This window comes from Sphingomonas sp. FUKUSWIS1 (assembly GCF_000733135.1).
Taxonomy (GTDB): Bacteria; Pseudomonadota; Alphaproteobacteria; order Sphingomonadales; family Sphingomonadaceae; genus Sphingomonas; species Sphingomonas aerolata.
Genome location: NZ_JPJC01000112.1, coordinates 30673 through 41841, shown reverse-complemented (window position 1 = coordinate 41841; position 11169 = coordinate 30673). Strand labels below are relative to the sequence as shown.

8 protein-coding genes are annotated in these 11169 nt (G+C 68.3%); 4 read left to right on the top strand and 4 right to left on the bottom strand.

Features of this window, described 5'->3' with window-relative positions:
- Window positions 1-77: 77 nt before the first annotated feature.
- Complete coding sequence (locus sphsw_RS07970) at window positions 78-1736, bottom strand: MFS transporter (RefSeq protein WP_031440138.1); 1659 nt, start codon at window positions 1734-1736, stop codon at window positions 78-80.
- 261 nt (window positions 1737-1997) lie between these two features.
- Here sphsw_RS07970 and sphsw_RS07965 point away from each other — a divergent pair, with 261 nt between their 5' ends.
- Window positions 1998-3083: a mechanosensitive ion channel family protein gene (locus tag sphsw_RS07965; RefSeq protein WP_031440137.1), complete on the top strand. Its 1086-nt coding sequence runs from the start codon at window positions 1998-2000 to the stop codon at window positions 3081-3083.
- 206 nt (window positions 3084-3289) lie between these two features.
- Here the strand turns inward: sphsw_RS07965 and sphsw_RS07960 are convergent, their stop codons facing one another.
- Genes sphsw_RS07960 through otsB form a run of 3 tightly spaced genes read right to left on the bottom strand, consistent with a single transcriptional unit; the run spans window position 3290 to window position 7256 of the window.
- Entirely contained in the window at window positions 3290-4678 is a 1389-nt protein-coding gene (locus sphsw_RS07960) for an alpha,alpha-trehalose-phosphate synthase (UDP-forming) (protein ID WP_031440136.1), read from the bottom strand.
- A complete protein-coding gene (locus tag sphsw_RS07955) occupies window positions 4675-6498 on the bottom strand; it encodes a glycoside hydrolase family 15 protein (protein WP_235188323.1) in 1824 nt (607 codons plus the stop codon). Before sphsw_RS07955 ends, sphsw_RS07960 begins: the two co-directional genes overlap by 4 nt.
- Entirely contained in the window at window positions 6498-7256 is a 759-nt protein-coding gene (otsB, locus tag sphsw_RS07950) for a trehalose-phosphatase (RefSeq protein ID WP_031440134.1), read from the bottom strand. Before otsB ends, sphsw_RS07955 begins: the two co-directional genes overlap by 1 nt.
- A 361-nt stretch (window positions 7257-7617) precedes the next feature.
- Here otsB and sphsw_RS07945 point away from each other — a divergent pair, with 361 nt between their 5' ends.
- From sphsw_RS07945 to sphsw_RS07935, 3 genes are read left to right on the top strand one after another with little or no spacing between them, the layout of a single operon-like run.
- The gene (locus sphsw_RS07945; protein ID WP_235188322.1) at window positions 7618-9051 is read left to right on the top strand and encodes an efflux transporter outer membrane subunit; all 1434 of its coding nucleotides are present in this window, start codon (window positions 7618-7620) and stop codon (window positions 9049-9051) included.
- Window positions 9051-10436, top strand: coding sequence for an efflux RND transporter periplasmic adaptor subunit (locus sphsw_RS07940; RefSeq protein WP_031440132.1), 1386 nt, complete (start codon window positions 9051-9053; stop codon window positions 10434-10436). The genes sphsw_RS07945 and sphsw_RS07940 overlap by 1 nt, the downstream gene beginning before the upstream one ends.
- 55 nt (window positions 10437-10491) lie before the next feature.
- The gene (locus tag sphsw_RS07935; protein ID WP_081874217.1) at window positions 10492-11148 is read left to right on the top strand and encodes an ABC transporter ATP-binding protein; all 657 of its coding nucleotides are present in this window, start codon (window positions 10492-10494) and stop codon (window positions 11146-11148) included.
- Window positions 11149-11169 lie beyond the last annotated feature (21 nt).

Sequence of the window (11169 nt, the reverse complement as noted above, 5' to 3'; positions counted from 1 at the left end):
GGCGGTCGGCGCGGCGGCCGTCTCCGCCTGTTTCTCCTCCGTCGCGGGGCCTTCTGCCACCGGGCTGCGGGCGTCGGTCATGTCGTCCTCTCAAGTCGCGCACGGCGTTCGCGTCGTTGGCGTCGCACCATCAGGAAGACGAGATACCCGAACGTCCCTCCGGCGAGAATCGCGACCAAGCGGAAGACGTCGGCATAGGCAAGCACGTTTGCTTCGCGCGTCGTGGTCTGCGACAAAATCGCCGCACCTTCCGCGCTGCGCAGCGTCGGGTCGACGATCACCCGGCCGACCGCGGCGCCGCCCGCGGCGATGCGCTGCGCGACGATCGGGTCGGTCGGCGAGATCTGCTGGACCAGCGCGGCGCTGTTCGCCTTCTCGCGGACCACCTGATAGCTGCCGAGCAGCGCGGTGCCGCCGAGCCCGCCGAGTGAGTTGATGATCCCGAACAGCGCGATGAAGCTGATGATGTGCCCCGCACCCTCCTTCAGCGCGCGCGTCATCCCGAACAGCAGCGCCGGGCCCAGGAAGAAGGTCGCGGAGAAACCGATGATCGCCTGGGTCACGTACATCTGCGGCGCGCGCGTCAGGCTGGTCGCATAGGAGTCGAACCACGCCGCCACCGCGACCAGCCCGATCGCAAGCATGATCGGGTGGCCGAGCCGCTCGACGTCGAGGGTCACCGCGCTCGCGATCACGCCCGCGACCGAGGCGACGAAGATGATCAGGAAGAACGGGATGAGCTGGTCGTTGTTCTGCCCCAGCACGGTCAGCAGGCCGACCGCGGCATAGGTCTGTTCGGACAGCACGATCCGCGCCATCACGATGACGACCGTGAAGCGCAATATGTCCGCGCTGCCGAGCCAGCGGGTGTTGAGCAGCGGGTTGACGCGGTGATGCTCGACGACGATCGCGGCGGCGAACATCGGGATCGCGACGATCAGCGCCCAGCCGATCCACGGCGCATTGGTCCACCACAGGATCCGCCCGAGCCCGAGCACCGCGGCGAACAGCGCGGTCGACCCCGCGAACAGCACGAAGGTGAGGAAGTCGAGCGGCTCGAACGCCTTGCTCCGCGTCGTCGGCGGCAGCCGCAGCGCCGCGACCGCGGCGAGCGACAGCAAAGCGAGGCCGAGCTCGAACAAATACAGCGTGCGCCACTGCGACATGGCGAGCAGGTCGGGCGAGAACAGCCGTGCGAGCGGCGTCGCGCATTGCGGGATGCCGATGCCGAGCACCACCGCCTTCAGCCGCCATTTCGCGGGCAGCGACTGCATCACGTAATAGAGGCACAGGCTGCTCAGCGCGGCGCCCGCCATCCCGCTGATCGCCCGCACCGCGATCGCGGTGGCGAACCCGTGCACGAACAGATGCGCGAGCGTCACCAGCACGTAGAGCGTGAGGAAGATCAGCGCGAACGGCCTGAGCCCGAACTGCGCGCGAAACTTGATCATCAGCAGGTTGATGCTGACGTTGGTCATCACATAGACCGTCGGCAGCCACGCGATCTCTGCCGGATCGAGCCCGAGCGCACCCTGCAACGTGTAGGTGTTCGCACTGATAAGCGCATTGCCAAAGCCGACCGTCAGTCCGAGCAGGATGCCGATCAGCGCATAGGCGATCTGGCGGTGCCGCGGATGCGCGGGCGAGCCCGGCGAGCCGGGGAGGACGGGCAGTTCGTGCGGCGCGAACGTCCAGTCTTCCTCGCTCAGGAAGCGTCTGATTCTCCGGGCGATCATGGTCGCTGTCTTGTGGCATGATCATGGAGGCGCGTCATCCGGGAACGCAGGTGTTTGCGAGCGACCCGCGTCAGAAAAGCACACCACCCCGGCGAAGGCCGGGGCCCAGTTGGGGGACGGCGGCAACTGCGGGCCGCCCTCCATTACTGCGACCTTTCCAACTGGGCCCCGGCCTCCGCCGGGGAGGTGCGCATATCCAACGCGCGCGCCCCCATGCTGCACCGCAGCGGAACATCCCCGCACCCGCACCGTTGCGCTGTCATGCGCATATTCAGATCGCTCCACATACCACCCGAATGGGTCTGGCTGGAAAGCGTCGCCGTGGTCTCGGCGGCGGTGCTCTTCGCGCTGGTCGCGCACTGGCTGACGATGCGGATCGCCGGCCATGCGCAGCGGCGCTCGACCGCCAAGACCGACGGGCTTGTCCTCGCGCGCGTCCGCCGGCCGCTGCGCGCAGTGTTCGTCGCGGTCAGCGTCGCGTTTGTCGCGCGGATCCTGCCGATGGACGACGATATCGAGGAATTGTGGAAGCAGCTGCTCGGCTTCCTCGTCCCCGCCTTGCTCGGCTGGCTCGCAGTCGCCGCCCTGCGCGCGTTCCAGGACGTGATCGAGATCCGCTCGGACATCACCGTCGAGGACAATCTGCGCGCGCGGCGCAAGCGCACCCGTGCGGCGATCCTCGGCCGGATCGGCACCTTCTTCATCATCTTCATCAGCGTCTGCCTGATGCTGCTCAGCGTCCCCGGCATCCGCTCGATCGGCGTCACGCTGATGGCGTCGGCGGGCATCGCCGGCCTCGTCGTCGGTGCGGCCGCCCAGCCTGCGCTCAAGAACCTGATCGCCGGCGTGCAGATGGCGTTCACCGAACCGATCCGGCTCGACGACGTGCTGATCGTCGACGGCGAATGGGGACGGGTCGAGCAGATCAACCTGACCTTCGTCGTCATCAAGATCTGGGACGAACGCCGCCTCGTGGTGCCGGTGTCGAAGTTCCTCGAACAGAGCTTCCAGAACTGGACGCGCGAGACCAGCCAGCTGATGGGCTCGGTCTTCTGGTATGTCGATCCGTCGACCGACGTGCCCCGACTGCGCGAGAAGCTGGGCGAGGTCGTGAAGGCCAATCCGCGCTGGGACGGCCGGTTCTTCAACCTCCAGGTCACCGACATGAAGGCGGACGCGGTCGAACTCCGCGCGCTGATGACCGCCAAGAACGCCTCGGTCGCGTTCGACCTGCGCTGCGACGTCCGCGAGGCGATGCTGGCGTATATCACGGCGGAAATGCCCGAGGCGATGCCCCGCGGCCGCCTGCTGATGGCGCCGGACCCGGTGCGGGGTGTCGCGTCGTAACGCTGGCGCGGCGCGGACACCCGTTTCGTCAGGATGACGGGTTTTGAGAAGAACCCGTCACCGCTCGGCATCATCCCAGCTCAAGCCGTCATCCCCGCTCAAGCCGTCATCCCCGCGTAGGCGGGGATCCATATTGGCTGGCCGTGGAGGAGACTCGCAGGGGTAGCCAGTCTGGATCCCCGCCTGCGCGGGGATGACGACGTTGGTTACGCCTCGACATGCTCCGGCGCATCTTCAAGCGCGGTGATGAACAGTTCGCACCACCACATCACGTCCTCCTTGCGGACGTTGTCGATCAGCTTCTCCCAGCGCGCCTTGCGCTCCGCCAGCGGCATCTTGAGCGCGCGGGCGATCGCGTCGGACATTTCCTCCGGGCTGTACGGGTTGACCAGCACCGCATCCGACAGCTGCGCTGCCGCGCCCGCGAACTGCGACAGGATCAGCACGCCCGGATCCTCGGGATCCTGCGCCGCGACATATTCCTTCGCGACCAGGTTCATCCCGTCGCGAAGCGGCGTCACCAGCCCGACCCGCGCCGCGCGATAGATCCCCGCGAGCACGTCGCGCGGGAAGCCCTGGTTGACGTAGCGGATCGGCGTCCAGTCGATGTCCGAGAATTCGCCGTTGATCCGCCCCGACATCGAATCGAGGTTCGCGCGGATCTCCTGATAGGTGTCGACCTTCTCGCGGGAAGGCGGCGCGATCTGGAGCATGTAGACCAGCCCGCGGTGATCGGGGTGCGACGCCAGGAACCGCTCATAGCCCGAGAAGCGCTCGGCCAGGCCCTTCGAATAATCGAGCCGGTCGACCCCGACGATCAGGCTGCGCCCGGTCGCCGACATGTACATCCGTTCCTTGGCATGGCGCGCGGTGTCGCTGCTCGCGGACCTCTCGAAATCCGCGGTCTCGATCCCGATCGGCGTGGTGATCGCCTTGATCGTGCGATCGCCGACCGTCACCCAGCCATCCTCGCCGACCACGCCGTCGAGCTGGCTGGTGACGTAATGCAGGAAGCTGTCGAGCCAGTCCTGCGTCTGGAACCCGACCACGTCGTACGCGAACATCGATTCGACCAGCGCGCGGTGGCTCGGCAGCGACAGCAGCATGGCCATCGGCGGCCAGGGGATATGGAGGAAGAAGCCGATCTTGTTCTCGACCCCCAGCTTGCGCAGCTCGCGGCCCAGCGGGACGTGATGATAATCATGCACCCAGACGAGATCGTCGGGCTCGATCAGCGGCAGCACCGTCTCGGCAAAGCGCTTGTTCACCCGCGCATAGCCGCTGCTGAAATCGCGTTCGAACTCGGTCAGGTCGATCCGGTAATGGAACAGCGGCCACAGCGTGCGGTTCGCATAGCCGTTATAATATTCGTCGAAATCCTGTTCCTCCAGGTCGATCGTCGCGGTGGTGACGCCCTTGCCCTGCTGGAAATTGATATGGCCGGTAAAGGTCTCGGTGGTCGCGCCCGACCAGCCGAACCAGACCCCGCCCTTTTCGCGCAACGCCGCGAGCAGCGCGACCGCGAGGCCGCCCTGGTTGCCCGACGGCGCGTCGACCGATTGCACGCGATTCGAAATGACGACCAGGCGACTCATCGTACGGCGCTCCAGGGTTTGCTGAGGAGGACGGCGCAGTTGATCAGCCCCACCAGCGAATAGGTTTGCGGATAATTGCCCCACAGCTCGCCGGTATTGGGGTCGATATCCTCGGACAGCAGCCCCGCGGGCGTGCGCCGCGCGACCATTTCGGCGAACAGCGCGCACGCATCGGCGGCGCGGCCGGTCGCGTGCAGCGCCTCGATCAGCCAGAAGGTGCAGACGTTGAACGCGGTATGCGGCAGGCCGAAATCATCCTCGGTCGCATAGCGCAGCATGTGGCTGCCGCGGCGGAGACCCTCTTCGACCGCCTTCAGCGTCGACTGGAAACGCGGATCGTCGGGCGCGAAGAAACGCAGGTCGAGCAGCTGGATCAGGCTCGCGTCGAGATCGTCGCCGCCGAACGTCGCGGAGATGCGCTGAGTCTCCTCGCGCCACGCCGAGGTCTCGATCGTCTTGCGGATCGTGTCCGCGCGCGCGTTCCAGAACGTCCGGCGATCCTCGAGCCCGAGCACGCCCGCCGCATTGGCGAGCCGGTCGCACGCCGCCCAGCACATCGCCGCGGAATAGGTGTGGACATGCGCCTTGGTGCGCAGCTCCCACAGCCCCGCATCGGGCTTGTCATAGGTCTCCCAGGCGCGGTCGCCGACGAGTTCGAGGCTCTTGAAATCCTCATGGCTCGACATGCGGAACAGCCGCTGGTCGAAGAACGCCTGGACGTCGGACAGGATGATCTGGCCGTACGCGTCGTGCTGGATCTGCTCGTATGCCTGGTTGCCGACGCGGACCGGACCCATGCCGCGATAGCCCGGCAGCGCGGGCGCGACGCGCTCGACCAGGGTCGCCTCGCCGCCGACGCCGTAGAGCGGCTGGACATGCCCGCCCTTCGACGCGTCGACGATGTTGCGCAGATATTCGAGATACCCCTCGAGCACGTCGAGCGCGCCGAGCCGGTTGAGCGCCTGCACCGTGTAATAGGCGTCGCGGATCCAGCAATAGCGGTAATCCCAGTTGCGCTCGGACCCCGCATGTTCGGGGATCGAGGTGGTGAGCGCGGCGACGATCGCGCCGGTCTCCTCGTGCTGGCACAATTTCAGCGTGATCGCCGCGCGGATGACGACGTCCTGCCATTCGACCGGGGTCGCCAGCCCGCGCACCCAGTGGCGCCATTCGTCCTTGGTCCGCGTCAGCATCGCCTCGGCCGCCTCGTGCAGCACGCCGGCAAAACTCTCGTCGGGCCCCAGGAACAGGTGCATCGGCCGTTCGAGCCGGAACCAGCGCTCGCCGACGATATGCCCGACCGGCGCATCGGTGGTGAGCCGCAGCGTCTGGTCGTCCATCAGGAACCGGATATGGTTCGACCCCTGCGTATGCGTGGTCGGCTGGCCCCAGTTGGTCGCGACGCGCAGGCGGATCCGGATCCGCGGGCTGCCCGCGACCGGCTTGACGATCCGCACGAAGCTGGTCGGGCGATAGGTCCGCCCCTCGCGCACGAAGCGCGGGCAGAAATCGGTGACCTCGACCGCGTTGCCCGCCTCGTCCTCGTGCCGGGTGACCAGGATCGGGGTGTTGCGGATATAGGTCTGCGTGGTCTTCGCGCTGCCCTCGAGCTCGATCGCCCACAGGCCCGTCTCGGGGGCGTCACCACCGAGCAGCGCGCAGAAGGCAGGGTCGCCGTCGACGCGGGGCACGCAGCCCCAAACGAACGTGCCGGTGCGGTCGATCAGCGCGGACACCTGGCAATTGCCGATCGGCCACAGGTTCATGTCGGGGGTCGGGCCGGACGGGGTCAGGCTGCTGGCGGACTGGGTAGCGGTCATCATGATTCCAATATGGCGGCAATCCAGCCGCGAAGGGCCGCGACATCGTCGAGGCGGTAGGTGGCGGCGGTAGGGCGTTCGGGGCCGATCAGGATGCCCGCACCGCCCAGCGCATGCGCGGCGGCGAAACCATCCTCGTCGGTGACGTCGTCGCCGAAGAAGAACGGGCGGCTGCCGACCAGCGCCGGCGCGGCGATCAGGTCGCGCAGCGCCGCGCCCTTGTCGCCGGGGGTGCGCAGCTCGACCATCATCTTGCCGCGCTGAAGCGTCAGGCCGTGCGTGCGCGCGAGATCCTCGGCGAGGCTTACCGCATCCGCCTCAAACGCCGGCGCCATCCGGTAATGCAGCCCGGCGCCGAGCGACTTGGCCTCATAGACCAGCGCGTTCGCCTCGGCATAGGCGCGCAGCGCCTCCGCGGCGGTTTCGAGCGAGGCGGGGCGTTCGGCGGCGACATGGCCGTCCTCGGGCGTGCGGCGTTCGGCGCCATGGCTGCCCGCGACCGCGAACCGCCGCGCATGCTGGCCGAGCATCGCGTCGAGCTGCGCGATCGACCGCCCGCTGATGATCGCGACGCGCGCCGGAAAGCGCAGGGCAAGCCGGTCGAGCTGGTCGAGCAGGCCGGCATCGACGACCACCGCATCGGGGGTCGGGGCCAGATCGACCAGGGTGCCGTCGAAATCGAAGAACAGGCTGGCGTCGTCGCGGACGTGCGGCGGGGGTGCGAGGACTTCAGTAGCAGGCTGGCGTTCGGCAAGCATGGTCGTCTAACCCCCGGCTGTGACGCTCCGTTCCGCTGCAGTGCAAAATTGGAACGGGTGCGGTTCGATTGCCGTCATAGCAGGGCTTGGGGTTCGGGGCGATGCTTCGGGGCCGTCACCAACCCCAACCCCCACCGTCATCCTGACGAAAGTCAGGATCCAGAGCCCCGAGCGTCACCCTGTGTTACCCTGGATCCTGACTTTCGTCAGGATGACGGCGGAGAGGGATGGCCGCACGGCCGCACGCACCCACCCACAGCTCGCCCCGGTTGCGACAGGTTGCGACACGAAACCACTGGACGAGGGAAGGGGCATTGCGTCATGCCTGCCGCCCATGTCCCGCGTCCGAGCTTTCCTCCTCATGCCCGTCCTGCTCGCCGGCTGCTCGGTCGGGCCGGATTATCGTCCGAAGGCGGCGGCCGAGCTGGGGGTGCCCGACGCCTATTCCGTCACCCCCGCGACCAGTCCCGAGGATCTGACGCGCTGGTGGCAGCGGTTCGACGACCCCGTGCTCGGCCAGCTCGTCGAGCAGGCGGCGGCGACCAATCTCGACATCGCGCAGAGCGTCGCCCGCCTCCGCCAGGCGCGCGAGAGCCTGGTCCAGAACCGCGCCTCGCTGCTCCCCACGCTCAGCGGCTCGGGCGGCTATCAGCGCAACGAGAATCTGCGCGGCGGCGGGCGGTCGTTCACGCTGCCCGACGGCACCGTCGTCGACACCGGCGGCGGCGGCACCAACAGCTTCACGCTGGGGGCCAGCGCCAGCTACCAGGTCGGCGTGTTCGGCGAGATCCGCCGCACGATCGAGGCGAGCCGCGCGGAGTACGCAGCGTCGGGCTACGACTATGCGACCGTCCTCATCTCGATCGAGAGCGAGGTCGCGCGCAACTATGTGCTCGCCCGGCTGTATCAGCAGCAACTCGCCAATGCGCGCGCCTCGCTGACGATCCAGGACGACAATCTCGAGATCGCCGGGTTCCGCGTCCAGGCGGGGCTCGTCTCCAGCCTCGACCAGGAACAGGCGCGCGCGCAGCGGGCCCAGACCGCCGCGACGATCCCGAGCCTCGACCAGCAATATGCCGCAGCGGTCGCGCGGATCGGCGTGCTGACCGGACAGGCGCCGGGCGCGCTCCGGCCGCTGCTCGCGCCGGTCAAGCCTATCCCGGTCGGGCCGAAGGCGGTCGGCGTCGGCATTCCCGGCGACACACTGCGCCAGCGTCCCGACATCCGCTCGGCGGAGCGCGCGCTGGCCGCCGCCACCGCGCGGATCGGCGTGGCCAAGGCCCAGCTCTATCCCGCGCTCGCGATCACCGGCAACATCAACACCAACGCGACCTCGATCGGCAATATCGGCGATGCGATCACCGGCGGGTTGTTCGCGGGGCTGACCCAGGCGATCTTCAACGGCGGCCGGCTGCGCAGCCAGGTGCGGACCAGCGAGGCCGCCGCCGACGGCGCGCTCGCCTTCTACAAGTCGACCGTGCTGACCGCGCTCGAGGATGTCGAGAATGCGGTCGTCGCGCTCCAGACCGCGCAGGAACGCGAGCGCCAGTTCGCCATCGCGCTCGATGCCGCGAACAATTCGGCGATCCTCAGCCGCAGCCAGTATCGCACCGGGCTGACCGACTTCACCACGCTCAACCAGCAGGAGGTCGCGCTGCTGTCCGCGCGCAACGGCGCGACCCAGGCGCGCGCCGACGCCGCGACCGCGCTGGTCGCGCTCTATGCCGCGCTTGGCGGCGGCTGGGACGCGACCGTGATCCCGCAAGCGCCCATCTCCAATCCAGAGGCACGCTGATGGCCGACGCATCGATCGACGACTTTCTGGGCGTGAGGCCGCAGGCCCCCTGGAAACGCTACATCAAATGGGTCGCGATCGCGGTCGGCGTCGTGCTGCTCTGCCTGCTGCTCGCCAAATGCTTCGGCGCGAAGGAGCAGACGCAATATTCGACCCAGGCGGCTGAGCGCGGCAACCTGACCGTGACGGTGTCCGCGACGGGCAAGCTCGCGCCGACCAACCAGGTGACGGTCGGGTCGCAGCTGTCGGGGCTGGTCACCAAGGTGGTCGCCGACGTCAACGACCGCGTCGTCGCGGGCCAGCCGCTCGCGCTGATCGATCCCGAACAGCTCGACGACCAGATCCGCCAGGGCAATGCACAGCTCGCCGCCAACCAGGCGCAGGTGAACCAGGCGCAGGCGACCGTCGCCGAATCGCGCGCACAGCTCAACCGGCTCGAGGAAGTCGCGCGGCTGTCGGGCGGGCGCGTGCCGTCCAAGACCGAGCTTCAGGCCGGCCGCGCCGACTATCAGCGCGCGCTCGCCGCGCAGAAGGTCGCCGAGGCCAATGTCGTCGCCAGCCGCGCCGCACTCGCGCAGAGCCAGACGCAGCGCGCGCGCGCGATCATTCGCTCGCCGGTAACCGGCGTCGTGCTCGCGCGCCAGATCGATCCCGGCCAGACCGTCGCGTCGTCGTTCAACACGCCGACGCTGTTCGTGATCGCCGAGGACCTGACCAAGATGAAGCTCGAGGTCGCGATCGACGAAGCGGACGTCGGCGAGGTCAAGATCGGCCAGCGCGCCAACTTCACCGTCGACGCCTTTCCCGGCAAGACCTTCCCCGCGACGATCACGCGTGTCGATCTCGGCTCGAACCTGACGGTCAGCTCGGCGACCTCGTCGAGTTCGAGCACCAGCACGACGACCACCACCGGCCAGGTCGTGTCCTATGCCGCCGACCTGACCGTGGCCAATCCGTCGCTGACGCTGCGCCCGGGGATGACCGCGACCGCGGACATCGTGACGTCGGACAAGCAGCGCGTGCTGCTCGTCCCCAACGCCGCATTGCGGTTCAAGCCGACCGCCGCGTCGGGCGATGCGGGCGGCGGCATTGCCGGCTCGCTGACCTTCCGGCCGCGGCGCGGCGGCGGGGCGGAACGGACCGCGACGCTCGGCCGCGGCGCGCAGCAGACCATCTATGTGAAGGGCGCCGACGGCACGCCGCAGCCGGTGCAGATCACCACCGGCGACACCAACGGGACGATGACCGAGGTTCTGTCGGGCAATCTCCAGCCCGGCGCGCAGGTCATTACCGGCCAGCTCGCCAGCGGCTCGGACGAGACCAAGCGCGGCGGCGGTGGTCGGCGCGGCGGTGGCGCGAGCAAGGGCGGGGGCGGTGGCCAGTAATCCGCCCCTGATCTCGCTGCGCGGCGTCACCAAGACGTACGGCGCGGGCGCGACGATGTTCCAGGCGCTGAAAGGTGTCGACCTCGACATTGCCGGCGGCGATTTCGTCGCGGTGATGGGGCCGTCGGGGTCGGGCAAGTCGACGACGATGAACATCCTCGGCTGTCTCGACGTGCCGAGCGCGGGGACGTTCCTGTTCCGCGGCCATCATGTCGAGACGCTCGACCGCGACCAGCGCGCGCTGCTCCGCCGCAAATATCTCGGCTTCGTGTTCCAGGGGTTCAACCTCCTCTCGCGCACCTCCGCGCTCGAGAATGTCGAGCTGCCGCTCCTGTACCGCGGCGACGAGAAGCGTGCGCGGCGTGCGGCGGCGATGGCGAGCCTCGACACGGTCGGACTGGCGGACTGGTGGGACCACACCCCCGCCGAGCTGTCCGGCGGCCAGCAACAGCGCGTCGCGATCGCGCGCGCGCTGGTGACGAACCCCGACGTGCTGCTCGCGGACGAACCGACCGGCAACCTCGACAGCGAACGCTCGGTCGAGATCATGCAGCTGCTGACCCGGCTCAACGCGGAACAGAACATCACCGTGCTGATGGTCACCCACGAACCCGACATGGCCGCCTTCGCGCGCACCGTCGTCCACTTCAAGGACGGCCTCGTCGAACGCATCGAAAGCCGCCACGAGCAAGGCGAAAGGGTCGAGTCGTGATGGCCCGGACACCATACACTC

Bases quoted from the DNA above. Each gene is read 5' to 3' on its own strand.
- sphsw_RS07970 (WP_031440138.1), bottom strand. From the start codon at position 1,736: ATGATCGCCCGGAGAATCAGACGCTTCCTGAGCGAGGAAGACTGGACG.
- sphsw_RS07965 (WP_031440137.1), top strand. From the start codon at position 1,998: ATGCGCATATTCAGATCGCTCCACATACCACCCGAATGGGTCTGGCTG.
- sphsw_RS07960 (WP_031440136.1), bottom strand. From the start codon at position 4,678: ATGAGTCGCCTGGTCGTCATTTCGAATCGCGTGCAATCGGTCGACGCG.
- sphsw_RS07955 (WP_235188323.1), bottom strand. From the start codon at position 6,498: ATGACCGCTACCCAGTCCGCCAGCAGCCTGACCCCGTCCGGCCCGACC.
- otsB (WP_031440134.1), bottom strand. From the start codon at position 7,256: ATGCTTGCCGAACGCCAGCCTGCTACTGAAGTCCTCGCACCCCCGCCG.
- sphsw_RS07945 (WP_235188322.1), top strand. From the start codon at position 7,618: ATGCCCGTCCTGCTCGCCGGCTGCTCGGTCGGGCCGGATTATCGTCCG.
- sphsw_RS07940 (WP_031440132.1), top strand. From the start codon at position 9,051: ATGGCCGACGCATCGATCGACGACTTTCTGGGCGTGAGGCCGCAGGCC.
- sphsw_RS07935 (WP_081874217.1), top strand. From the start codon at position 10,492: ATGTTCCAGGCGCTGAAAGGTGTCGACCTCGACATTGCCGGCGGCGAT.